17 protein-coding genes are annotated in these 24,838 nt (G+C 70.7%); 11 read left to right on the top strand and 6 right to left on the bottom strand.

Annotated features, from left to right (window positions below):
• Positions 1-7: 7 nt before the first annotated feature.
• From AB0M11_RS01555 to AB0M11_RS01540, 4 genes are all read right to left on the bottom strand, one after another.
• Entirely contained in the window at positions 8-1,132 is a 1,125-nt protein-coding gene (locus AB0M11_RS01555; protein ID WP_365700151.1) for an acyl-CoA dehydrogenase, read from the bottom strand.
• Positions 1,129-3,732 (bottom strand): putative PEP-binding protein, encoded by a 2,604-nt coding sequence (locus tag AB0M11_RS01550; protein ID WP_365700149.1) that lies wholly within the window; start codon positions 3,730-3,732, stop codon positions 1,129-1,131. Before AB0M11_RS01550 ends, AB0M11_RS01555 begins: the two co-directional genes overlap by 4 nt.
• Positions 3,729-4,361 (bottom strand): hypothetical protein, encoded by a 633-nt coding sequence (locus tag AB0M11_RS01545; RefSeq protein ID WP_365700147.1) that lies wholly within the window; start codon positions 4,359-4,361, stop codon positions 3,729-3,731. Before AB0M11_RS01545 ends, AB0M11_RS01550 begins: the two co-directional genes overlap by 4 nt.
• A 71-nt stretch (positions 4,362-4,432) precedes the next feature.
• Positions 4,433-5,221, bottom strand: a complete 789-nt coding sequence (locus tag AB0M11_RS01540) for an enoyl-CoA hydratase/isomerase family protein (RefSeq protein ID WP_365700145.1) — start codon at positions 5,219-5,221, stop codon at positions 4,433-4,435.
• A 120-nt stretch (positions 5,222-5,341) separates the two neighbouring features.
• On the opposite strand from AB0M11_RS01540, the gene AB0M11_RS01535 reads away from it, so the two are divergent.
• From AB0M11_RS01535 to AB0M11_RS01525, 3 genes are all read left to right on the top strand, one after another.
• Positions 5,342-6,559: an acyl-CoA dehydrogenase family protein gene (locus AB0M11_RS01535; RefSeq protein WP_365700143.1), complete on the top strand. Its 1,218-nt coding sequence runs from the start codon at positions 5,342-5,344 to the stop codon at positions 6,557-6,559.
• Positions 6,560-6,797: 238 nt separating this feature from the next.
• Positions 6,798-7,169 (top strand): response regulator, encoded by a 372-nt coding sequence (locus tag AB0M11_RS01530; protein ID WP_365700141.1) that lies wholly within the window; start codon positions 6,798-6,800, stop codon positions 7,167-7,169.
• A complete protein-coding gene (locus AB0M11_RS01525; protein WP_365700139.1) occupies positions 7,166-8,683 on the top strand; it encodes an ATP-binding protein in 1,518 nt (505 codons plus the stop codon). Before AB0M11_RS01530 ends, AB0M11_RS01525 begins: the two co-directional genes overlap by 4 nt.
• A gap of 135 nt (positions 8,684-8,818) precedes the next feature.
• Here AB0M11_RS01525 and AB0M11_RS01520 read toward each other — a convergent pair whose 3' ends face one another.
• Together AB0M11_RS01520 and AB0M11_RS01515 are read right to left on the bottom strand one after the other, a co-directional pair.
• On the bottom strand, positions 8,819-9,226 hold the full coding sequence (locus tag AB0M11_RS01520) for a hypothetical protein (RefSeq protein WP_365700137.1): 408 nt from the start codon (positions 9,224-9,226) through the stop codon (positions 8,819-8,821).
• Positions 9,227-9,853: 627 nt separating this feature from the next.
• Positions 9,854-13,597 carry a GH92 family glycosyl hydrolase gene (locus AB0M11_RS01515; protein ID WP_365700328.1) on the bottom strand — a complete coding sequence of 1,248 codons (3,744 nt, stop codon included), beginning with the start codon at positions 13,595-13,597 and terminating at the stop codon, positions 9,854-9,856.
• A gap of 424 nt (positions 13,598-14,021) precedes the next feature.
• On the opposite strand from AB0M11_RS01515, the gene ngcE reads away from it, so the two are divergent.
• The 8 genes from ngcE to dxs all read left to right on the top strand — a co-directional run bounded on the left by ngcE (position 14,022) and on the right by dxs (position 24,761).
• The gene (gene ngcE / locus AB0M11_RS01510) at positions 14,022-15,497 is read left to right on the top strand and encodes an N-acetylglucosamine/diacetylchitobiose ABC transporter substrate-binding protein (RefSeq protein WP_365700135.1); all 1,476 of its coding nucleotides are present in this window, start codon (positions 14,022-14,024) and stop codon (positions 15,495-15,497) included.
• 29 nt (positions 15,498-15,526) lie between these two features.
• On the top strand, positions 15,527-16,453 hold the full coding sequence (locus tag AB0M11_RS01505; RefSeq protein ID WP_365700133.1) for a sugar ABC transporter permease: 927 nt from the start codon (positions 15,527-15,529) through the stop codon (positions 16,451-16,453).
• 4 nt (positions 16,454-16,457) lie between these two features.
• Entirely contained in the window at positions 16,458-17,357 is a 900-nt protein-coding gene (locus AB0M11_RS01500) for a carbohydrate ABC transporter permease (protein ID WP_365700131.1), read from the top strand.
• A 305-nt stretch (positions 17,358-17,662) separates the two neighbouring features.
• Positions 17,663-18,862, top strand: coding sequence for an ROK family transcriptional regulator (locus tag AB0M11_RS01495; protein WP_365700129.1), 1,200 nt, complete (start codon positions 17,663-17,665; stop codon positions 18,860-18,862).
• A gap of 134 nt (positions 18,863-18,996) precedes the next feature.
• Positions 18,997-20,091, top strand: coding sequence for a substrate-binding domain-containing protein (locus AB0M11_RS01490; protein WP_365700127.1), 1,095 nt, complete (start codon positions 18,997-18,999; stop codon positions 20,089-20,091).
• 330 nt (positions 20,092-20,421) lie between these two features.
• Positions 20,422-21,213, top strand: a complete 792-nt coding sequence (locus tag AB0M11_RS01485; protein WP_365700326.1) for an ATP-binding cassette domain-containing protein — start codon at positions 20,422-20,424, stop codon at positions 21,211-21,213.
• On the top strand, positions 21,210-22,559 hold the full coding sequence (locus AB0M11_RS01480; protein WP_365700125.1) for a sugar ABC transporter permease: 1,350 nt from the start codon (positions 21,210-21,212) through the stop codon (positions 22,557-22,559). Before AB0M11_RS01485 ends, AB0M11_RS01480 begins: the two co-directional genes overlap by 4 nt.
• 285 nt (positions 22,560-22,844) lie before the next feature.
• On the top strand, positions 22,845-24,761 hold the full coding sequence (gene dxs / locus AB0M11_RS01475; protein ID WP_365700123.1) for a 1-deoxy-D-xylulose-5-phosphate synthase: 1,917 nt from the start codon (positions 22,845-22,847) through the stop codon (positions 24,759-24,761).
• Positions 24,762-24,838 lie beyond the last annotated feature (77 nt).

Raw genomic sequence — 24,838 nt, 5'->3', positions numbered from 1 at the left:
TTCCACGTCACCAGCCCAGCAGGACGGCCAGCCGTTCCCGGTGATGCGCGGCGCCGCCCAGCAGCACCGCGTCGGACTGCGCGCGCCGGAAGTACAGGTGCGCGTCGTGCTCCCAGGTGAAGCCCATTCCGCCGTGGAGTTGCACGCACTCGGCGGCGACGGAGACGAATGCCTCGCCGCACCACGCCTGTGCCACCGCCGCCGCCTCGGCCAGCGCTCGGGGTGAGCCGTCCGCCCGGACCGCACGCACCACGGCCGACCGTGCCGACTCGACCTGGAGCAGCATGTCGGCGCAGGCGTGCTTGACCGCCTGGAAGCCGCCGATCGCCCTGCCGAACTGCGTGCGGTGGCGCACATGGGCCACGGTCATGTCCAAGGCGGCCTGGGCTCCGCCGAGTTGTTCGGCAGCCAGGGCCACGAGGGCCACGTCCAGTGCGCGGGAGACGACGTCCGCCCCCTCGCCGCCGGCGGTCAGTGCCCGGGCCCGTGCGCCGTCGAAGGTGACCATCGCCTGGCCTCGGCTGAGGTCGAGGGTGGGCACCCGGCGCACCGTGACGCCCGGCTCTCGCGGGTCGGCCAGGAAGAGGTCCACGCCGTCGGTGCCGGCCGCGGCCACCACGAGTGTCTCGGCATCGGCGCCGTCGAGGACGAACGGCGCGGTGCCGTCCAGACGCGGGGCGCTCCCCTGCCAGGAGACGCCCACGGGCACGGCGTCGGCCCGCCACGTCCCATCGGGTGCGACCACCGCCAGGGCGTGTACGGCGCCCTCCGCCAGTTTGCCCAGCGCCTCGTCGGTCGTGCCGCAGCCTGCCAGCACCTGCCCGGCCAGCACGGTGGAGGACAGCAGCGGCACCGGTGCCAGAGCCCGGCCCAGCTCCTCGCAGACGGCGGCGATCCCGGCGAGTCCGCCGATGCCTCCCGCCGACCCGGGCAGGCCGAGAGCCGCGAGGCCGACCTGTCGGCCCAGGGTCTCCCACAGCCCGGCGTCGATGCCGGGGGCCTCCTCGGACATCCGGCGTACCGCGGCGGTGCCGCCGGCGTCCGCGCACACCGCGCGGACGGTCTCGCGGAGGTCTTCCAGTTCGGTGTCCGACAGTGCTGTGCCGTCGGTCTCGGTCACGGTGCTCGTCATCGTGTGCTCCCGCTGGAGTCGTCGCGTGCGCGCAGCGCGCTGTGCGCGGCAGCCATCCGGGCCACCGGCACGCGGTGCGCGGAACACGAGACGTAGTCGAGGCCGAGGCCGTCGCAGAACGCGATCGACTCGGGGTCACCGCCGTGCTCACCGCACACGCCCAGCTTGATGCCGGGCCGTACGCTCCGGGCCCGCTCGGCCGCCAGGGCGACCAGTGCACCCACCCCGTGCGGGTCGAGCCGGGCGAAGGGGCTGGCGGTCAGGAACCCGCGTTCCTGGTACGAGGCGAGCACCTGGCGTTCGACGTCGTCCCGGGAGAACCCGTAGGTGAGCTGGGTGAGGTCGTTGGTGCCGAAGGAGAAGAACTCGGCGTGCTCGGCGAGTTCCCCGGCCAGCAGCGCGGCGCGCGGGGTCTCGATCATCGTGCCGAGCCGGTAGGGGACCGTCACCCCGGTGCGGGCGGCGACCGCGTCGGCGGCACCGCGTACGTATGCGGCCGCGGCGGCCAGTTCCTCCGGCAGGCTGACGAGCGGGATCATCACCTCCAGCTCCGGCCGGACCCCGCCGGCGGCGACATCGGCCCAGGCGGTGAAGAGCGCCTCGGCCTGCGCCGGGTAGAGCCGCTCGTGCAGCAGCGCCAGCCGCACCCCGCGCAGGCCGAGCATCGGGTTCGCCTCGCGCAGCGCGGCGGCCCGCTGTTCCTCGGCCGTGTCCAGGGCCTCCCCGGGGGCGGGCAGGAACTCGTGCAGCGGGGCGTCCAGCAGGCGCACGGTCACCGGGCGATTCCCCACGGCGGCCAGCAGCGCGGTGAAGTCCTCGTGCTGGGCGCGTTCCAGCGCCACCAGGGCGTCGTCACGGCCGGCCGGGTCGGCGGCCAGGAGGACCCGGCGGATCAGCGGCAGCCGCTCGCCGAGGAACTGGTGCTCCGTACGGCACAGCCCGACGCCCTCCGCGCCCAGCGCCAGTGCCGTCTCCACCTCGGCGGCCGTGTCGGCGTTGACCCGCACGCCCAGCCGGCGTGTGTCGTCCGCCCACGTCAGCAACGTGGACAGTTCGGGCGGCGGTCCGGCGACACTGACGCTCAGCGTGCCCGCGTAGACGGCGCCGGTACGGCCGTCCAACGAGATCGGGTCGCCCTCGCGCACCACGCGCTCCCCGAAGCGGACCGTTCCGGCCGCCCGGTCCACGCGCAGCCCCTCGGCGCCGCACACGGCGGGCTTGCCGGCGCCCCGCGCGACCACGGCGGCGTGCGAGGCGATTCCGCCGCTGCCGGTCAGCACGGCGACGGAGGCCAGCATGCCGGGCACGTCCGCCGGTGTCGTCTCGGCGGCCACCAGCACGGCCCGGGTGCCTTCCGAGGCCAGTTCCAGGGCCCGCTCGCTGGAGAGCGCCACCGTCCCGGTCGCCGCTCCCGGCGACGCGGGCAGGCCCCTGACGAGGAGTTCCTCCCCGCCGGTGAGCCGCAGTTGCGGGTGGAGCAGTTCCTGTACCTGTGCGGGGGTGATGCGACGGACGGCCTCCTCATGGCCGAGCGCCCCGTCCCGGCCGAGGTCCGTGGCCAGACACACCGACGCCCGCAGTGGCGGGCGGAGTTGGGCGGAGGCGGCGAGCAGGGAGATCTCGTCGTCGCGCACCTCGAAGTCGACCGACACCGGCGCGCGCAGGTACCGCTCCAGAGTGAGCAGGGAGTGCTCCAGCAGCGCGGTGCCGCTCGCGAGCCGGTCCAGCGGTTCACCGGAGTGCGGCGGCGGGGCGCTGCGGCGCACCCCGCGGAAGAAGGAGCCCTGCGGGGACAGACGCCCGGTCTCGGGATCGCGGCTGACCGCCGTGCCGTAGCCCGAGTGGTCCGCCGGGCCGATGCGCAGGGCCTGCACATGCAGGGAGAGGGCCAGGTCGGCGGGGAGCCGCTGGACACGGCGGGACCTTCGCGCACGCGGCGAGTCCCACCGAGCGAGCAGGGCACGGGCGGCAAGCGCCAGCTGTTGTGCCGGGTCGTCGGGGAAGGGCCGGGAGCCCTCCTCCGCCGCCAGGGACAGCAGCACCTCCACCCGGGCCCGCGGCTCCGGCGTGTCCAGGAGGGCGTCGTCGAGCAGCGCACCGGGAACGTCCAGGGCGTGTTCGGCGATCACGCGTACGGTGGCGGCCCACACCTCGTGCAAGGCGTCCGCCCGCCCGATGACGGCGCACAGGTCGTCGGCCGTGCCCGGGGCCGCGCCGAGGCAGGCCAGGTCCGGCGGCAGCCCGGCGATCTCGGTCGGCGCACTCGCCGACAGGCGCAGCAGCAGCGGCCGGGCCGGGTCCCCGATCCGCCGTCCCGAGAGCTGTTCGACGAGGTCCACGGCGGCTTCGGCGGTGGCGGTTTCGCACAGCGACGCGGCGGAGGAGGCGGGCACGGTGAGCCCCGGAACGACCGGCAGACCGAGGGCCACCAGCCCGTCCATCGCCGCGCCGTGCGCGCCCAGCTCGTCGGCGTCCAGGCCCCGGATGCGTCCCTGGCCGTACGGCACCAGGATCCGTCCGGGAGGCCCGGGGCTGTCGGACGGAGCGGGGGATGCCTCGGACGGTGCGGGGAGGCCCGCCTCGCGCTCGGTGACGCTCACCCCCGCCCCCTTGCCACCAAGTCCTCTTCACGGGCCTCGTCCTCGGCCCGGCTGATGCCCAGCACGAGCAGCAGCTCCTGGTGCAGCCGCATCCATACGGTGTGGTAGGAGTCGCACAGCGGCGAGGCCAGCCACTCCGGCGCGCCGTCGTCGAAGCGGTCGAGGGCGTCCTCCAGGGCCGCCAGGTACTGCCCACTGCCCGCGAGCACCCGGTCCAGCCTGCGGAGCACGGGCTGGATGGCCTCGTGCACGTCCTCCAGTGCCTCGCGCACCCCGGCGTCGTAGACGTCGTCGGAATGGTCGTTGGCGGTGCCGTCGGGGCGGCACTGCCATGCCGTGCACACGTCTCGGATCTTCCGGTTGACCGGCAGGAACGCCTCGTACACCGCGGTGATCCGCGCCTCCTGCTCGGAGCCGGCGGGAACCCGCAGCGACCGCGCGACCAAGGCCTTGGCCCGCTCGGTCGGCAGCACCACCGGCCCCTTCACCGTCGCCAGCCCGGCCTTGACCAGCGGCCGGTGGTCGGAGTCCGGACGGCCGCGCCACATGCCACGCAGAACAAGGTCGACGACGGCTTCGGTGAGGGGCTCGTCGGATGCGTCCGGAAGGTCCACGGCAGCAGATTGCATCGCCACACCTTTGGCTCGGTTCTGTGTTGCCCGGAGGTTACGCCCCTGCGGGCTTGTTAGTGAAGAGGGACTCAAGAAACACTTTTCGTCGCGAGAAACGACGTCATGCGGTCCTGTGCGTCCCGGCCGTCCGCGAGGGCGGCGATCGACCGCGCCTCCTCGGCGAGGTGGCGACGCAGATCGTCACCGGTGCCCAGGCGCAGCAGTGTCTTCGCGGCGCGCTGCGCTGCGCCGGCGCCGGCGGCCAGACCGGCCGCGGTCCGGTGGGCGGTGCCGTCCAGCTCCGCGTCGGGCACGGACCGGGAGACCAGGCCCCACCGTTCGGCGTCGTCGCCGGTCAGGACCCGGTTGGTGAGGATCAGGTCCGCCGCCCTGCGGGGGCCCACCAGACGGGGCAGGAGCCACGACGCCCCGCAGTCCGGTGTGAGTCCGACCGCCGTGTACGCGAGCCGGAACCGCGCGGACCGGGCCGCCAGGACGATGTCGCCCACGAGAGCGAGACCGATCCCGCCGCCCGCGGCCGCTCCGCGCACAGCGGTCACCAACGGGACCGGCAGCTCGTACAGGACCTGTATTGCGGCGTGTGCGGCGCTCGCCACGGCGTGCACGTAGGCGCCGGTCTCCGGGCCGCGGCCGGCGAACGCGCGCAGGTCGCCGCCCACGCAGAAACTGCCGTCCGTCGCCCGCAGCAGGACCGCGCCGCCCGGGTCGGCGGCCACCTCCGACGCGGTGTCCCGCAGTGCCTCGGCCGTTTCGAGATCCAGGGCGTTCCCGCGGCCGGGATCGTCCAGCCTCAGCTCGACGACGCCGTCGGGATGGCGGACCGTACGGACCGGGCCGGTGCTCTCGGTCGGGTTCATGGGCGTCTCTCCCGTCGTCTTCCCGTCGCCGGGGCTTCCGGGCAAGATACTAGACACGCTATACAGTTTCTAGGAGGCGTCGGCTGACGATGCCCCGTACGCCCGTCGGCGGGAGGTCCCGTGCCCATCCAGTTCGATGTCGATCCTGCTGTCGCTCAACTTGCGGAAGCCACTGCGGAGTTCGTGCGCGAGGTGGTCGTCCCGGCCGAGCGCGAATGCGGCGGGTCCGTGCACGACGCCCCCGAGGCGGTGCGGGAGAGGCTGCAGAAAGCCGCCCGTGACGCGGGTGTGTTCGCTCCGCACGTGCCGAAGCGCTGGGGCGGCCACGGGCTCGATCTGCGCGGCCAGGCGGTGGTGTTCGAAGCGGCGGGTTACTCGCTGCTCGGGCCGCTGGCGCTGAACTGCGCGGCCCCGGACGAAGGCAACATGCACCTGCTGGAGAAGGCGGCCACGGAAGAGCAGAGGCAGAAGTATCTGCGTCCGCTCGCCGCGGGTGAGACACGGTCCTGCTTCGCCATGACCGAACCGGCTCCGGGAGCGGGTGCCGATCCCCGCCTGCTGCGGACCACCGCGACCCGGGTGCCGGGTGGCTGGCGTATCGACGGGCGCAAGTGGTTCATCACCGGTGCCCAGGGAGCCGGGTTCACCATCGTCATGGCCCGCACCTCCGGCAGCCCGGGGGACCCGGGCGGCGCCACCATGTTCCTGCTGGACGCCGACACCCCCGGCATGCGCCTCGTCCGGACGATCGAGACCCTCGACGAGTCGCTCTTCGCCGGGCACAGCGAGATCGTCTTCGACGGGTGCGTGGTGGGGGACGAGCAGGTGCTGGGCGCGGTGGACCACGGCTTCGAGGGGGCCCAGACACGGCTCGGTCCCGCCCGGCTGACCCACTGCATGCGCTGGTTGGGAGCGGCCCGCCGCGCCCAGGACATCGCGCTGGAGCGGGCCGGGAGCCGGAGGGCGTTCGGCTCGGCACTGGGAGACCTCGGCATGGTCCAGCAGATGCTGGCCGACTCCGAGATCGACATCGAGGCGAGCCGCGCCCTGATCCTGCGTACGGCCTGGGAGTTGGACACCGGCTCCGCCGCGGCCTCCCAACTCTCCTCGGTGTCCAAGATCTTCGTGGCGGAGGCGGTGAACCGAGTGGTCGACCGGGCGGTGCAGATCTGCGGAGCCCTCGGCGTGTCGGCCGCCGACGCCCCGCTCGCCCGTCTGTTCCGGGAGGTGCGGCCCTTCCGGATCTACGACGGCCCGTCGGAGACGCACCGTTTCGCCATAGCGCGCCGCGCGGTACGGCCCTACCGACAGCCGCGCACGGGTGCCGCCGACGGCTGATGCGGGCTGACGGCCTGGTCGACGTGCGAGGCGTTCCGGCAGCTCGGGTGCGAAGGGCGCGTAGCCGGTCCGGTCCCGGTCGGAAGGCTGCGAGGTGATCGCCCCCGAGACCGCCGTCACCCACCTCCGTGGCCAGAACACGTTCCGCGGCGGCCCTTCGCGCGTCGCCCGCACGTGACATCGTCAAAGCCCAGCCGGAACACAGGGTTTCCTCAGCGAACCGGCACAGACTTGCTACATGTCCGCTTCCGCAGGGTCCCGAACCGGCCCAGTCCGCGTCCTGATCGTCGACGACGAGCCGGCTCTCACCGAGCTGCCCGCCGCCGTCGCGGACGCGGGCCGGCGGCCCTGCCCCGCGCTCGACGGACAGACCGGTCTGCGACCGGCCCGCGGCAGCGCCCCGCACGCGGCGGTGCTCGACGGCATGCCCCCGGGCCTGAACGGCCTCCAGGTAGCGCGCAGACTCCGCTACGAGATGCCGAGGCTGCCCGTCCTGATGCTCACCCTCCGCGACGCCGTCGAACACCGCCTCGACGCCCCGGAGGCCGGCGCCGACCACACCGTGCACGGCACGGGCCACGTCGTACGGCCCGGGGAGGACGGCAGATGACCGCCGCCCGGCCGCGGAGCCGGCCGCTGCGCTCCCGGCTGCTCGTCCTCATCACCGCCGTCCTGGTCTGCGTGTGCGCCGCGATGGCCCTGACCACGGTGTTCGCCCAACGCGCCTATCTGCTGGGCAACCTGGACAACCGGGTGAACGACGCGGTGGAGCGCAACGCGGGCGGCGCCGCCCTGCACCCGGAGCTGACCCGGGACCTGACCTTCCTCGACGAGGGGGGCCAGCCGGCCGGCCTGCTCGCCGCCCGCATCGACGCCGAGGGCGACATCCTCAGCGCGGCCGTGGTCGGCCACGACGCGCCCCCGCGCGCCCTCACCAGCGCCCAGACCGCCGCCCTCGGGGGCATCACGCCGGACGGCTCGACCCACACCCGCGTGGTCCCCGGCCTCGGCACCTACCGGGTCGCCGCCCTCGACGCCGGCGGCATCCGCGTCCTGACCGGCCTGCCCATGGACGACGTCCTGGACACCATCCGCAAACTGGTGGCGATCGAGACCGCCGTCGCCGTCGCCGGCCTGACCGCCGCCGGCTGCGTCTGCGCTGTGGTGATACGACGGCAGCTGCGCCCCCTCGGCCGGGTCGCCGCCACCGCCGTCGAGGTCTCCCACGCCCCCCTCGGCCTGGACCAGCTGACCGGCCTGACCCGGGTGCCCGAGCGGGACACCGACCCGGGCAGCGAGGCCGGACAGGTCGGCGCGGCCCTCAACCGCATGATCGACCACGTCGAGGCGTCGCTGGCCGAACGCCGGCGCGGCGAGGAACAGGTGCGCCGCAGCGAGGAGCGGATGCGCCGGTTCCTGGCCGACGCGAGCCATGAACTGCGCACCCCGCTCGCCTCGATCGCCGGGTACGCGGAGCTGATGAACCGGGGCACGGACCGCATCGAGCCCGGCCTGGCGTGGCGCCGGGTCAACGCCGAGTCGGTGCGCATGCGCAGCCTGGTGGAGGATCTCCTGCTGCTGGCCCGCCTCGACGAGGGCCGCCCGCTGCAGTCGGCCGAGGTGGACATGGCCGCGCTGCTCGCGGAGGCGGTGTGGGACGCGCGGGCGGCGGGCACCGGCCATGTCTGGCAGCTCGAACTCGCCCTGGACGACGGCCCGGCGCTGGTGCGGGGCGACGAGGCCCGGCTGCACCAGGTGGTGGCCAACCTGCTGGCCAACGCGCGGGTGCACACCCCGGCGGGCACCACCGTGACCGCCACGGTGGAGACCACCCCGACCACCGCGGTGATCCGGGTCCGCGACGACGGCCCCGGCATCCCGCCCGACCTGCTCCCGGCCGTCTTCGAACGCTTCACCCGGGCCGACACCTCCCGCACCCGCGCCGGTGTCCTGGAAGGCGGTTCGGGCCTTGGCCTGGCGATCGCCGCCGCGATCACCGCGGCCCACGGGGGCCGTGTCGACGTACGGAGCGCACCGGGACGCACCGAGTTCACCGTCGAACTCCCCACCACCGGCTCCCCGCCCGCCGAGTCGCCGCTACGGGCCCGGACCGCGCCGGTCTAGGGGCGGGTCGAGGACCGCGGAGGACACGGGGACGCGGAAAAACCGGTGGTCCGGACGACGTCCGGACCACCGGGACAGGTCGCGGGCGGCCTGCGCCGCCGGGGAGTCAGTCGCCGGGGACTCAGTCGCAGGGAATCAGTCGTAGGGGTTGATCGACACGCCGGACGAGCTGCAGTTGTCGAAGGTCGTGTCGCGGCAGACCGTCACCCCGAGGCTGTGGATGCCCCCGTCCAGGCTGCCCGACAGGCTGCTCCAGGTGCTGGTGGTGCCGCAGCCGCTGGAGTTCCAGTGGTTCGGGAACTGGAAGCCCGGCGCGGTGACGTAGAAGTACACCGGGTGGGCGTCACAGGAGGTGTCACTCAGCTTCACGTTGCGCAGGGTGAACGACTCCGAACCGGTCCAGTCGACGGTCAGCGAGACCGAGGCGCCCGTGGTGCTGGCGCTGAGCGGCTGGTTGTCGGCGGCGTTGGCGGTGCCCGGCGTGAACCCCAGGGCTACGGCGGCGAGTCCGGCGGCTACGGCGGTGATCCCGCGCTTGTTCATGGTTCCTCCCGTGTGTTCGGGCGAGGCGGTCTCCCTCGCCGTGGTGGGGTGCGGCGTCCTCGGTGCCGCGCCGCCGGCTCCGTCGAAGCCGGCGGCGCGTTCTTCGTGACGTCGCGGGTGAGGGCCACCTCGCCGATGACCCCCGCTGGTCCGGCGGTGATCTCGGCCTCGGGCATCGGCCCGGTTCCGGGGGCTCGGTGGCCCGGCGGCAGAAGGCTGTCGGTGCGTGCCGCGGGCCGCCAAGGGGATCCGGGCGCCCTGGGAGGGTGGGACGACGACTGCCCCCCTGACCTGCGGCATCGTGAAGCCGCCGGGAGGCCGCTGGGACAGCCGCCGGTGCCGGTGGCCGCGTCACCCTGGAAGCAGTGCGTCCCTTCCACACCGTTTACAGCAGCCCCAGTCCGCGCTAGCTTCACATGAAGGTGGGATGGGAGCGCTCCCATACGCCCGGCGGACCGGAACCCGCCGGGTGTGCGGGGCCCGCTCCCGTCCCGCCGTCCGTCCCGCCGTCCGCCCCCGGCACGCGCAGGACCGTCGAAGAAAAGGTTCAGAAGACAGGGTTCAGAAGACAAGGTTCAAAGAGAAGAGGGGGGCCGAGTTCGCCCCCCCTCCTGCCCTGCCGCCGGTTCAGGCCAGCAACTCCACCTCCGCCAGCGCCGACGCACCGTCCAGGACCAGCCGGTAGTGCGCGTACGTCCCGGGCCGCTGGACGGTGAACGCCCTGGTCTGCAGGTCCCAGTCGAAGCTCTGCGCCGAACGCCGGTCCACCGTCCGCCAGTCGGTGCCGTCCGCCGAGGCCTGGAGGGTCCAGCCGGTCGGAGCCTTGGCGTGGTCCGACGGTGAGGTGAGCGTGTACTGGATCCCCTTGACCGACCCGGTCACCGGCAGGTCCACCGACGTCACCGCCTCCTGCGTCGCCGACGTGTTGTCGAACAGGGCGCCCTGGGGCCTCAGGACGTCCGCGCGCGGGGTCGGGACCTTGTCGCCCCGGGTGATCGAGACCGGGCCGGCGTTCCTGCCCGTACCCCAGGCCGACGGCTTCGGGCCCATCGCGAAGTCGACGGTCCCGCCCCGGGAGATGAGGGTGTGCGGGAGCGAGGTCGACGTCCAGCTGCGGCCGTTGACGCGGACACTCTGGACGTAGACGTTCCGCGCGCTGTTCCGTGGGGCCCTGATCACCAGGTCGTGGCCGTTCTCCAGGTGGACCGTCGCCTTCCTGAACAGCGGGGAGCCGATCGTGTAGTCGCCGCTGCCCATCACCAGCGGGTAGAAGCCGAGGGCCGAGAAGAGGTACCAGGCCGACTGCTCGCCGTTGTCCTCGTCGCCGTGGTAGCCCTGGCCGATCTCGCTGCCGAGGTAGAGCCGGGAGAGCGCCTCACGGACGTAGGCCTGCGCCTTCCAGGGCTCGCCGGCCGCGTCGTACATGTAGATGACGTGGTGGGCGACCTGGTTGGAGTGGCCGTACATGCCCATCCGGACGTCCCGGGCCTCGGTCATCTCGTGGATGACCCCGCCGTAGGAGCCGACGAAGTCGGGGGAGGCCGTCTCGGGCGTCGCGAAGAACTCGTCGAGCTTGTCGGCGAGGCCGGACCGTCCGCCGTACAGGTTGGCGAGGCCCCGGCTGTCCTGCGGCGCGGTGAAGGCGTAGCCCCAGCCGTTGGTCTCGGTGTAGTCGTAGCCCCACACGCGCGGGTCGTACGACGCCGAGTCCACCCGCCGGCCGCCCTGGGCGTCCCTGCCCTGGAAGAAGCCGGCCCTGGAGTCGAAGAGGTTCACGTAGTCCTGGGCGCGGTTGAGGAAATAGTCCGACTCCTCCTGGTAGCGCTTCTCGCCCGTCTTCGCGTACAGCGCCTTGCCCATCTCGGCGATGCCGTAGTCGTTGACGTAGCCCTCCATCGCCCAGGACAGGCCCTCGCGGGTGTCGTCGCTGGTGTAGCCGAGGAAGGGCGAGGTGGACATGCCCTTGCGGCCGACGCCCGAGGAGGGCGGCACGACGGTCGCGTTCTTCAGGGCGGCCTGGTACGCCGCCTTCGCGTCGAACTGCACGCCCTTCACGTAGGCGTCCGCGAACGCCACGTCCGAGGAGGTGCCGGTCATCAGGTCGGCGTACCCGGGGGAGGACCAGCGCGAGGTCCAGCCGCCGTCCTTGTACTGCTGCACGAACCCGTCGACCATCTCGCCCGCCTGAGCAGGCGTCAGCAGGCTGTAGGCCGGCCATGTCGTGCGGTAGGTGTCCCAGAAGCCGTTGTTGACGTACACCTTGCCGGCCACGATCTTCGCGCCGGTGTGCGTCGGGGTGTCCTGGCTGATCATCGGCGAGAAGGGGGAGGCGTACTGGTACGTCGAACCCACCTTCTCGAAGCCGGAGTCGGGGTACAGGTACAGCCGGTACATGCTGGAGTAGAGGGTGGTGAGCTGGTCGGCCGTGGCGCCCTCCACCTCCACCTTGCCGAGCAGCCGGTCCCAGACCTTCCGGGCCTGCGCCCTGACCGCGTCGAAGGAGGTGCCGTCCGGGATCTCCTGGCGCAGGTTGTCCTTGGCCTGGTCGACGCTGATCAGGGAGGTGGCCAGGCGGAGCGTGACGGTGTGGTCGGAGCCCGCGTCGAAGCGGAGGTAGCCCTTGACCCCGCCGGATTCACCGCCCGTCACGGGCTTGTCGAAGACGCCGTAGACGAAGAGGCGGGTGGAGCCCGTCGACAGCCCGGACTTCACGTCCGAGTAACCGGTGACGATCCCGTGTTCCTTGTCGAGGGTCAGACCCGCCTGCTCGGTCACGTTGTCGAAGATCACGCTCGCGTCGTCGCCCGGGTAGGTGAAGCGCAGCGCGGCCGCGTGGTCGGTCGGGGTCATCTCGGCCTTGAGGCCGTTCTCGAACCGGACTCCGTAGTAGTACGGCCGCGCGGTCTCGTTCTCGTGCCGGAAGGCCAGCGCACGGGCCTCCCGGCCGGTGTCCGGCGTGCCGGCGGCGGCCGACGGCATCAGCTGGAAGGTCTGCCGGTCGCCCATCCAGGGGCTCGGCTCGTGGCTGGCGCTGAACGCCTGGATCGTCGGCAGGTTGTCGTCGTCGTTCGCCCGTGCGTACTCGTACAGCCAGCTCTCCGAGGACGCGTTGGTCACCGGCGTCCAGAAGTTGAAGCCGTGCGGCAGGGCGGTCGCCGGGAAGTTGTTGCCGCGGGAGAAGCTGCCGCTGGAGTTGGTGCCGCGTGTGGTCAGCGCGTAGTCGGACAGGTGGGCCTTGGGCTTCTCGGGGGCCACCGGCCTCAGGGACACGTCGTCGAGCCAGCCGCGGAACCTGGCCGGCCCGGCGGGGGATTCGTAACCCACCAGGATCCGGTCGACCGTCCTGCCGGCCGCGACCGAACCGATCGCCGAGGAGATGTCGTTCCACTGGTTGACGTACAGCGCCTTCGAGGCGCCCTGTGCGCGCGGCGACAGTCCGAACCCGTGCTGGTCGACGGCCCCGAGGTCGCTCAGATACGTGCCGTCGGTGAAGGCCAGGTCCACCGCGACGTAGGTGGCGTCGTAGTCGAGGTCGCCGTCGGCCATCGACGGGAAGATCCGGTACGCCAGCCGCGTGTCCCGGCCGACCCTCACGTTCACGTCGAAGACCTTGTTGTACGAGTACGCCCGGCCGGTCGCCGTGTGCCGTCCCGCGTAGCGCAGGGCGTGCGTCCCGGTGAACCCGGCCCGTGCCTTCGCGGTCGGTGAGCCGCTCGGGCCCCTGTCGACCAGCGAGAGCATGTCCTGGGGCACCGGTCCGCCGCTGCCGCCCGTGGAGAACTGCACGTCGGCGATCTGCAGGATGTCCGGGGCGCCGTTGTTCCGCGTGACGTCGAGCCGGAAGTGCTGGTACTCGGCCGGTGCGGACAGGTCGTACGACTTGGTCTGGAACCGCTCCGTGAAGGCCTCGCCGCTGCGGGTGTCGACGGTCTTCCAGTCCTTGCCGTCCGTCGAGCCCTGCAGCGTCCAGTCCTGGGGGTCGCGCTCGTCGTAGTCGTTCGCGGAGGTGAGGGCGTAGGTCACCAGCTTGACGGGCTTGTCGAAGTCGAACTCCACCCAGCCGGTGGGCTCGAAGGTGAGCCACTTGGTGCCGGACTCCCCGTCGACGAGGTTCTCCTTGACCTCACCCGCGCCGGTGTTCTCGCCGCTCGCCCGCACGTCGGTCACGTGGTCGGTGACGTTGCCGGGGACGCCGGTGCTGTAGCCGCCGTCCACGCCCGAGGCGCGCGGAGCGCCGCTCGGGCCGGTGTCGACGGTGTCGGTCCAGTCCGGTGACGGGTCGCCGGGCTCGAACGACGAGGCGAACTGCGTCGCGGCGGCCGGTGCCTCGGCCGGCAGGGCGACCGCGGCTCCCCGGGAGCCCAGGGTCATGACGACGGCGGCCGCGATCACGACCGCCGTGCCAGGTCCGTGCCCTGTTCTTCGCTGCGTTCTCCGCTGCATCACAACGGGTACCCTCCCTGCCCACATGAGACAACGTTGTCAGCTGCGTGGCGCAGGAACCAGTAGGTGGTCAAGTGCCCCGTGATGTCAAGGGTGTTGAGTGCGGCATTCGGGCGGCTATGTCGGCTCTTTTTCCGGCAAGGCGTACCGCGTTCGCTCATATTTCCGACAGGTCTCAACTAGGAAAAGACCCATGGCGAACCTTGCATTCGATCTTGCCCCGCCGACCGGAAGTGGACTATACCTGTCGGCGTTTCCCGCATGACTTCCTGCACGTCCCAGCACGACCCGACCGCGGTGCCGGGAGGATCCGGTTCACCGCCTGAGTCCTGGAGAAGGCGAGCACTTGAGCATGGGATCCACTTCCGCTGCCCACCACGGTTCCGATTCCGCCGCCGGCCACCGCTCGGAAGGTGTCGGCCGCCGCGATCTGATCAAGCGGTCCGCCGCCCTCGGCCTGATGTCGGTCCCCGCCGCCGGATTCCTCTCCGCCTGCGCCAGCAGTGGCGGCGGCGGCCAGTCCAAGGACAAGGCCGGCAAGAAAACGGCCAAGAACCCGCTGGGTGTCAACGAGACCGCGCAGCTGGAATTCGTCCTCTTCGACGGCGGATTCGGCAAGGAGTACGCCGAGGACGCGGTGAAGATCTACGAGAAGGACTTCCCGAAGGCAAAGGTCAAGTTCTCCGCCACCCAGAAGATCCAGTCCACCCTGCAGCCGCGCTTCAACCAGGGCACCCCGCCGGACCTCATCGACAACTCCGGCGCCGAGCAGATGGACATGGGCGTGCTCGTCGGCAAGAAGCAGCTGGCCGACCTCACCCCGCTCCTCGACGCGCCGTCGTACGACGACCCGAACAAGAAGGTCCGCGACACGCTGCGGCCCGGCATCGTCGAGATGGGCCAGTTCGACGGCGACCCGGTCTGGATCATGTACTACGCCTACACGGTCTACGGCGTCTGGTACTCCCAGAAGGCCCTGGACTCGCTGGACGCCGAGTACCCGCAGACCTGGGACCAGATGATCGCCGTCTGCGAGAAGGCCAAGAAGAAGGGCATGGCCGGCTGGACCTACGCCGGCAAGTACCCGTACTACATCCCCTTCTCGCTCTACCCGATGATCGGCAAGGTCGGCGGCGTCGAGGTGCTGAACGCGATCGACAACCTGGAGCCGAACGCCTGGAAACACCCGGCCGTCAAGGCGTGTTTCGAGGCGTACTACGAGCTCTACAAGAAGGGCTACATCCTCAAGGGCACCCCGGGTCTCGACCACATCCAGTCGCAGACCGCCTGGGCGCAGGGCAAGGCGCTGTTCATCCCGAACGGCTCCTGGGTGGAGAACGAGTCGGCGAACGTCATCCCCTCCGACTTCGACCTCGCCGTCTCCGCGCCCACCGGCATCGACAAGAACGACAAGATGCCGTTCGGCACCATCTGGGCCTCCGGCGGCGAGCCGTTCATCGTCCCGGCCAAGGCCGCGAACGCCCCGGGCGGCATGGAGCAGTTGCGCATCATGCTCAGCGAGGCCTCGTCGAAGAACTTCACGACCAAGGTGAAGTCGCTGACCGCGTACAACGGCGGCACCGACGGCATCACCCTCACCCCCGGCCTCACCTCGGGGGTGGCCGCGCTGAAGCTGGCCGGGTCGAACGTCGTCAACCCCCGGCTGCAGGACTGGTACGTGCAGCTCCAGAAGGAGAAGATCGGAGTCGCCGGACTCGGCGAGATGATGGCCGGCCGGCTCACCCCGGCGGAGGCCGTCAAGAAGATCCAGGGTTTCGCCGACGAGGCCGCCAAGGACACCACGATCAAGCACTACAAGCACCAGTAACCAGCGACCCTCTCGGCACCGGAGCGGCGATGCAGCACGGCAAGTACCGGTTCATCGTGGGGTTTCTGGCGTTGCCCCTCGGACTGTACGCGCTTTTCGTGGTGTGGCCTTTCGTCCAGTCCATCTACTACTCGTTCACGGACTGGACGGGCCTGAGCCCCGAATTCAAGATGGTCGGCCTGGACAATTACCGGAGGATGCTGCACGACGACGTCTTCTGGAAGTCCTTGCAGCACAGCTTGATGTTCGCGGTCGTGCTGCCGCTGGTGACGATCAGTCTGGCGCTGTTCTTCGCCTTCATGATCAATGTGGGCGGCCGGAGAAGAAGGGGCGGTCCGGTCGTCTCCGGGGTCCGGGGCTCCTCCTTCTACAAGATCGTCTATTTCTTCCCTCAGGTGCTGTCGATCGCGATCGTCTCGCTGCTTTTCGCCTTCGCCTACAACCCGGACAGCGGCGCGATCAACTCACTGCTGCGAGGCATCGGCCTGGACAGCGTCCAGCCGCTCTGGCTGGGCGACCCGAGCCTCGCCCTGTGGTGCGTCATGGCGGTACTCGTCTGGTCCACGGTCGGCTTCTTCGTGGTCCTCTTCTCGGCGGGCATGGCGTCCATCCCCACCGACCTCTACGAGGCCGCGCTGCTCGACGGCGCCGGCCGCGCCACCACCTTCTTCCGCCTCACCCTGCCGCTGCTGTGGGACACCGTGCAGTCCGGCTGGGTCTACATGGGCATCCTCGCGCTCGGCGCCGAGTCGTTCGCGGTCGTACAGATCATGACGACCGGACCGGGCGGCCCCGACTACTCGACGACCGTGTTGGTCCTGTACGTGTACCAGAAGGCGTTCCGGGACGGTCAGGCCGCCTACGCCACCACCATCGGCGTCGCCCTGCTCGTCGTCACGCTCGCCTTCGCGGCGGTCGTGATGCGGCTGGGCCGTCGCGAGCGGCTGGAGTACTGAAGCCATGACGACGACCGAGCCCGATGTCACCGTCAGCAGCGCAGAGCCCCCCGCGCCCGCGCCGGCCCGGCCGAAGCGCGAGGGCGGGGTCCTCAACGTCTTCTCCCACGGCATCCTCGTCATCTGGGCCTTCATGGTGGTCACGCCGCTGCTGTGGGCGGTGATGACGTCCTTCAAGGACGACCGGTCCATCTTCGGCTCGCCCTGGGCGCTGCCGGACAGGCTCCACTTCGACAACTGGTCGCGGGCGTGGACCCAGGCCAACATGAGCGACTACTTCCTGAACACCGTCCTGGTGGTGGGCGGCTCGCTCATCGGCACGCTGGTCCTCGGCTCGATGGCCGCCTACGTCCTGGCCCGCTTCGACTTCCCGGGCAACCGCTTCATCTACTACCTGTTCATCGGCGGCATGAGCTTCCCGATCATGCTGGCCCTGGTCCCGCTGTTCTACGTCGTGAACAACCTGGGCCTGCTGAACACGATCCACGGCCTCATCCTGGTCTACATCGCCTACTCGCTGCCGTTCACGGTGTTCTTCCTCACGGCGTTCTTCCGCACGCTGCCCACCTCGGTGGCCGAGGCCGCCTTCGTCGACGGCGCCTCGCACACCCGCACGTTCTTCCAGATCATGCTGCCGATGGCGAAGCCGGGCCTGATCAGCGTGGGGATCTTCAACTTCCTCGGCCAGTGGAACCAGTACATGCTCCCCACGGTCCTCAACACCGACCCCGACAAGCACGTCCTCACCCAGGGCCTGGTCCAGCTCGCGGTCAGTCAGGGCTACAAGGGTGACTGGTCCGGCCTCTTCGCCGGCCTGGTGATGGCGATGCTCCCGGTGCTCGCGGCCTACATCGTCTTCCAGCGCCAGGTGGTGGCCGGTCTTACGGCGGGAGCCTTGAAGTAACGCAGGTGAAGGCGCCCCGTCAGGGGCGCGGAGAACTGCGCGACCAGCCACGACGCCGCCGTACCCGGCCATGGACCGTCCCGCCCCCTGCCCTGCGACCTGCTCTGCAGTGGCCTGGACGTGTCCGTCGCATGTCCGCCGGGCAACCCCCGAACCGCCAACGATTTCTGTCAAGGACTTGACGGCGGTAACCGGTTCAGCAGAGCTTGGAGTTCATAACTTGTAAGTGGCCCGGTCTCAGTGAGGTGATCTGGGTCACGTTGGCGGCGCCGTGGCCGCCTCCGATGGCAGGAGTGGATGGGTCGATGGAGACTCCGGGGTCGCAGTCGTCGCTGCACCGAGCCAATCTGGAACGTGTCGTACGGGCCGTACGCCTGGCCGGATCGCTCACGCAGGCGGAGATCGCGCGCACGACCGGTCTGTCCGCCGCGACGGTCTCCAACATCGTGCGCGAGCTCAAGGACGGCGGAACGGTCGAGGTCACCCCCACGTCCGCGGGCGGCCGCAGGGCCCGCAGCGTGAGCCTGAGCGGTGACGCCGGCATCGTCATCGGGATCGACTTCGGCCACACCCACCTGCGCGTCGCGATCGGGAACCTCGCCCACCAGGTGCTCGCCGAGGAGTCCGAGCCGCTCGACGTGGACGCGTCGTCCAGCCAGGGCTTCGACCGGGCCGAAGAGCTGGTCAACCGCCTGATCGAGGCGACCGGCGTGGACCGTTCGAAGATCGCCGGCGTGGGTGTCGGCGTCCCCGGCCCGATCGACGTGGAGTCCGGCACCCTCGGCTCCAGCGCCATCCTGCCGGGCTGGATCGGCGCGAGACCCGCGGAGGAGCTCCGGCTGCGCCTCGGCGTCCCCGTGCACGTGGACAACGACGCCAACCTGGGCGCCCTCGGCGAGCTGGTCTGGGGCAGCGGCAAGGGCGTGCGTGATCTTGCCTACATCAAGGTCGCCAGCGGTGTCGGCGCCGGCCTGGTGATCAACGGGAAGATCTACCGGGGCCCCGGCGGCACGGCCGGCGAGATCGGGCACATCACGCTCGACGAGTCCGGCCCGGTCTGCCGCTGCGGCAACCGCGGCTGCCTGGAGACCTTCGCGTCGGCCCGCTACGTGCTGCCGCTGCTCCAGCCCAGTCACGGCACCGCGCTGACCATGGAGGGCGTCGTGCGGCTGGCCAGGGACGGCGACCCGGGCTGCCGTCGGGTGATCGGCGACGTCGGCCGGCACATCGGCAGCGGGGTGGCCAATCTCTGCAACCTGCTCAACCCGAGCCGGGTGGTCCTCGGCGGTGACCTGGCCGAAGCCGGGGAGCTGGTCCTGGGGCCCATCAGGGAGTCCGTGAGCCGCTATGCGATCCCCAGTGCGGCCCGGCAGCTCTCGGTGCTTCCGGGGGCGCTGGGCGGCCGTGCGGAGGTGCTCGGAGCGCTCGCTCTCGCGCTCAGTGAGATGGGCGATTCGACCCTTTTGGATGGGTCGATGCCTGCCGTGGCACCTGTCTTCACTTAGAGAACGCATGGCGCCGTTGCCATCTCGTTAAGTATTTACTTCTTGACGTCGAACTTGCGGCCGAGTTGACTTCGAGCCACCTCGGCCGCAGCGTTGCGGCCCTGTCAGGGAGGCACCCCCAAATGAACGCAACGATGCGTAGAGTCGTGATCGGCACCGCCGCTGTTTCCATGGCGCTGTCCCTCGCCGCCTGTGGCAAGGCCGGCGACGACAAGAAGAGCGACTCGTCGAGCAGCAGCTCCTCCGGTGGCAGCAAGACCATCGGCCTGCTGCTCCCCGACAGCGTGACCGCTCGCTACGAGAAGTTCGACAAGCCGTACTTCGAGCAGCAGGTCAGCTCGCTGTGTGCCGACTGCAAGGTCGAGTACGCGAACGCTGCCGGTGACGCCGCCAAGCAGGCCCAGCAGGTCAGCAGCATGGTCACCAAGGGCGTGAAGGTCATCGTGATCTCCGCCCAGGACTCCGCGGCCATCAAGTCCTCCATCGACGCCGCCGTGGCCAAGGGCATCAAGGTCGTCGCGTACGACCGCCTCGCCCAGGGCAACGTCTCGGCCTACGTCTCCTTCGACAACGTCAAGGTCGGCCAGCTGCAGGGCCAGGCCCTGCTGGACGCCCTCGGCTCCAAGGCGACCACCAAGTCCAAGATCGTCATGATCAACGGTGACGACGCCGACCCGAACGCCGCCCAGTTCAAGAAGGGCGCGCACCAGGCCCTGGACGGCAAGGTCGACATCGCCTACGAGCAGTCCGGTCTGTGGAAGGACACGGTCGCCGCGCAGAAGGTGAAGGCGGCCATCACCCAGCTCGGTGCCAAGAACATCGCGGGCGTCTACTCCGCCAACGACGGCATGGCCGGTGGTATCGCCAACACCCTCAAGGGCGCGGGCATCAGCGGCATCCCGCTGACGGGCCAGGACGCGGAGCTCGCGGGCATCCAGCGCATCGTCGCCGGCACCCAGTCCTCCACCGTCTACAAGGCGTTCAAGCCGGAGGCCGACGCCGCCGCCACCATCGCGGTGGACCTGCTGGAGGGCAAGAGCATCTCCTCGCTCGCCACCACCACCCTGACCAGCGGCTCCGGCAACAAGGTGCCCTCGCAGCTGCTGACCCCGGTGTCGGTCACCAAGGCCAACATCAAGGAAACGGTGATCAAGGACGGTCTGTACACCGTCTCCGACATCTGCACCGGCGAGTTCGCCAAGGCCTGCAAGGCCGCCGGCCTGCAGTAGCCGAGCCCCCGGAGCCACCTGGCTCCGGCCGCCAGCGCCCGGGTGATCGCAGTACGACACCCGGGCCCCGGCCGCCCGGCGTGCACCCCGCCCTTCCGCAAGGGCCCGGTGGTCCGCCCGGCGGTCTCGCGAAACTCCTCCGACGCCCGCTCCGGCCTTCATACCCCGCTGCCGGAGCGGGCGTCGGACGGACCCGTTGCCAAGCGCGGCGGATTCGCGCATGTTCATCTTGTAAACCGCGTGCGGACACCGAGGCACCCCGAGGTACCGCACGCCCCTCCGCGCCTGATCACCAAGCGCGGCATCCCCGCCGGTCAGGCGGCGAAGGAGATGGTTCACGTGTCCGCTACGCCCGTGCTGGCGTTGCGCGGAGTCTCCAAGCGATTCGGTGCGGTCCAGGCCCTCACCGACGTCGAACTGGAGGTCCACGCCGGAGAAGTGGTCGCCCTGGTGGGCGACAACGGCGCAGGAAAGTCGACCCTGGTCAAGACGATCGCGGGTGTGCACCCCATCGATGAGGGCGTCATCGAGTGGGAGGGCAACCCGGTCAGCATCAACAAGCCGCACGACGCCCAAGGTCTCGGCGTCGCGACGGTCTACCAGGACCTCGCCCTCTGCGACAACCTCGACGTGGTCGGCAACCTCTTCCTCGGCCGTGAGCTGCTGCACCGCGGCGTGATCGACGAGGTGACGATGGAGAAGCAGGCCCGCGAGCTGCTGAGCACGCTCTCCATCCGGATCCCGAGCGTGCGCATCCCGATCGCCAGCCTCTCCGGCGGTCAGCGTCAGGTCGTGGCCATCGCCCGCGCCCTGATCGGCGACCCGAAGGTCGTCATCCTCGACGAGCCCACCGCCGCCCTCGGTGTCGAGCAGACCGCGCAGGTCCTCGACCTCGTCGAGCGGCTGCGCGAGCGGAACCTCGCCGTCATCCTCATCAGCCACAACATGGCCGACGTGAAGGCGGTCGCGGACACCGTCGCCGTGCTGCGTCTGGGCAGGAACAACGGTTTCTTCCCCGTGAAGAGCACCAGCCAGGAAGAGATCATCGCGGCGATCACGGGTGCCACGGACAACGCCGTGACCCGTCGTTCGGAGCGTCGCACCCCGGAGGCGGCAAAGTGAGCGAGACGTCGAACAAGACCGTGCAGGGCGACGAGTCGCCCCAGGTCGAGAAGACCGAGGCGGCCGAGGCCGCGACCACGGTCGCGCCCGCCGACGACCCCACGGCCGCGCCGGTCACGGTCGTCGACCCGCGCCTGCTGGTCCGTGAGGAGGGCTTCAAGGGCTACCTCACGGAGTTCAAGCGCCGGGTGAAGGGCGGCGAGCTGGGCTCGCTGCCGGTGGTGATCGGCCTGATCATCATCTGGACCATCTTCCAGCTGAAGAACAGCCTGTTCCTCAGCGCGGACAACCTCTCCAACATCAGCTACTTCCTCTCGGCCACCGGCATGCTCGCCATCGGCCTGGTGTTCGTGCTGCTGCTCGGCGAGATCGACCTCTCCGTCGGCTCGGTGAGCGGTCTGGCCTCCACGGTGTTCGCCGTCTTCGTGGTCAACCACGGCATGAACCAGTGGCTGGCGCTGGTCCTGACGATCGTCACGGGCATCGGTATCGGCGCGCTGCACGGCTGGTTCTTCGCCAAGATCGGCGTACCCGCGTTCGTGGTCACCCTGGCCGGCTTCCTCGGCTGGAACGGTCTGATGCTGTGGCTGCTGGGCGACAGCGGCACGATCAACATCCCGGCCGACAGCGGCCCGGTGCACCTCCTCGGCCAGAGTTCCTTCTTCATGGACCAGGCCATCATCGGCGCCTACCTGCTGGCCGGCCTCGGCGTCGTGCTCTCCGCCCTGGGCCAGTTCAACGAGCAGCGCCGGCGTCGCGCGGTGGGCGTGCCGTTCCGGCCCACCAGCGAGATCCTGGTCCGTGTCGGCCTGCTCGCGATCGCGTCCTTCGCCGCGGCCGCCGTGCTCAACAACGCGGCCGGTGTCTCCAACGCGCTGGTGATCTTCCTCGCGTCGCTGGTGATCGTCGACTTCGTGCTGCGTCGTACCACGTACGGCCGCAAGGTCTTCGCGGTCGGCGGCGGCATCGAGGCGGCCCGCCGTGCGGGTATCAGCGTGCCGATGGTCCGGATCACCGTGTTCGCCATCTCCGGTGGCTTCGCGGCGATCGGCGGCATGTTCTTCGCCGGTCAGACGGCGAGCGCGACGCTCAACGCCGGTGGCGGCAACACCCTGATGCTGGCCATCGCGGCGGCGGTCATCGGCGGTACGTCGCTGTTCGGCGGTCGCGGTACCGTCTGGTCCGCGCTGCTGGGCATGCTGGTCATCCAGTCGATCCAGACCGGTCTCGACCTGCTGAACATGAACACGTCGATCCAGTACATGATCACCGGTGGTGTTCTGCTGGGTGCGGTCGTCATCGACTCCGTCTCCCGCAAGAGCCAGAAGGCGGCCGGCCGCGGCTAGCGGCGTGGGGGCGCGGGGCGCGCTGCCGGGTGCCGGTCCGTCGTGGCTGGTAGCGCAGTTCCTCCCCCAGCCTTCGGCCGGGGGTACCCCCAGCGCCCCTGGGTAGGACTTGTGCCCGGTGCCTGAAAAGGTGCCGGGCACAGTCGTGTCATAGGTGGGGGGCATGATGGGTACAGCCGATCGCGTGACCCATGACTCAAGGGCCGGAGTCGTTCCGCGCGGGCGGAACACTAGACTCGACGAGCCCGGCAACAGCTCGATCAGCTCTACTGCAAGGAGGCACGGGTGCCGCTGCTGACCCGTATCAGGGGACCGCGCGATCTGGACCGGCTCAGCACCGAGGAGCTGGTCCAGCTGGCGGAGGAGATCCGGAGCTTCCTCGTGGACGCCGTCTCCAAGACCGGCGGACACCTCGGTCCCAACCTGGGCGTGGTCGAGCTCACCATCGCCCTGCACCGTGTCTTCGAGTCGCCGAAGGACAAGGTGCTCTGGGACACCGGCCACCAGTCCTACGTGCACAAGCTGCTCACCGGCCGTCAGGACTTCTCCCGGCTCAAGCAGAAGGGCGGCCTGTCCGGTTACCCCTCGCAGGCCGAGTCCGAGCACGACGTGATCGAGAACAGCCACGCCTCCACCGTGCTCGGCTGGGCCGACGGCATCGCCAAGGCCAACCAGCTGCTCGAACGCGACAGCCACGTCGTCGCCGTGATCGGTGACGGCGCGCTCACCGGCGGCATGGCATGGGAGGCGCTGAACAACATCGCCGACGCCAAGGACCGCCCGCTGGTCATCGTCGTCAACGACAACGAGCGCTCGTACGCCCCGACCATCGGCGGCCTCGCCAACCACCTGGCGACCCTGCGCACGACGGACGGCTACGAGCGCTTCCTGGCCCGGGGCAAGGACCTGCTGGAGCGCACGCCGGTCGTCGGCAGGCCGCTCTACGACACCCTGCACGGCGCCAAGAAGGGGCTGAAGGACTTCATCGCCCCGCAGGGCATGTTCGAGGACCTCGGCCTGAAGTACGTCGGCCCGATCGACGGCCACGACATCGAGGCCCTGGAGTCGGCCCTCGCACGGGCCAAACGGTTCGGCGGACCGGTGATCGTGCACTGCCTGACCGAGAAGGGCCGCGGCTACCAGCCCGCCCTCCAGGACGAGGCCGACCGCTTCCACGGCATCGGCCCCATCCACCCCGACACCGGCCTGCCGGTCAAGGTCTCCGGCGCCGACTGGACCTCCGTCTTCGGCGACGAGATGGTCGAGCTCGGCAGGGAGCGCGAGGACATCGTCGCCATCACGGCGGCCATGCTCCAGCCGGTCGGCCTGAAGAAGTTCGCGGACACCTTCCCGGACCGGATCTACGACGTCGGCATCGCCGAGCAGCACGGCGCCGTCTCCGCGGCGGGCCTCGCCACGGCCGGTCTGCACCCCGTCTTCGCCGTGTACGCCACCTTCCTCAACCGCGCCTTCGACCAGGTGCTGATGGACGTGGCCCTGCACCGGTGCGGGGTGACGTTCGTCCTGGACCGGGCCGGCGTCACCGGCACCGACGGCGCCTCCCACAACGGCATGTGGGACATGTCGATCCTCCAGGTCGTGCCCGGCCTCCGGCTCGCCGCCCCGCGCGACGCCGACCAGGTCCGCGCCCAGCTCCGCGAGGCCGTGGAGGTCGACGACGCCCCGACGGTCGTCCGCTTCTCCAAGGGCGCGGTCGGCCCCGCCGTGGCCGCCGTCGGCAGGGTCGGCGGCATGGACGTGCTGCGCGAGCCCGGCACCGACACCCCCGACGTGCTCCTGGTCTCCGTGGGCGCCCTCGCCCCCATGTGCCTGGAGATCGCCGGCCTCCTCGACAAGCAGGGCATCTCCACCACCGTCGTCGACCCGCGCTGGGTCAAGCCGGTGGACGAGGCCATGGCGCCGCTGGCCGAGCGGCACCGGGTGGTCGTCACCGTGGAGGACAACATCCGTGTCGGCGGCGTCGGTTCCGCCGTCGCCCAGGCGCTGCGGGACGCCGGCGTCGACGTCCCCCTCCGTGACTTCGGCATCCCGCCCCGCTTCCTCGACCACGCGTCGCGCGCCGAGGTCATGGCCGAGATCGGCCTGACGGCCCCGGACATCGCCCGCCAGGTCACCGGCCTGGTGGCGAAACTGGAGGGCACGACGACGGAAGTCGACTCGGTGGAGCCTGCCAGAGACTGAACTGACACGCACCCCCACCCACCCGCAGCCTCAACCCCGTCCGGACCACCCCGTGGGTCGGTCTCCTCACCCTCCGG

Origin of the sequence: Streptomyces sp. NPDC051987 (assembly GCF_040680735.1) — a bacterium.
In the GTDB taxonomy this organism is placed as follows: domain Bacteria; phylum Actinomycetota; class Actinomycetes; order Streptomycetales; family Streptomycetaceae; genus Streptomyces.
The sequence above is the reverse complement of the archived record's forward strand: the minus strand, read 5'-3'. Positions and strand labels throughout refer to the sequence as shown.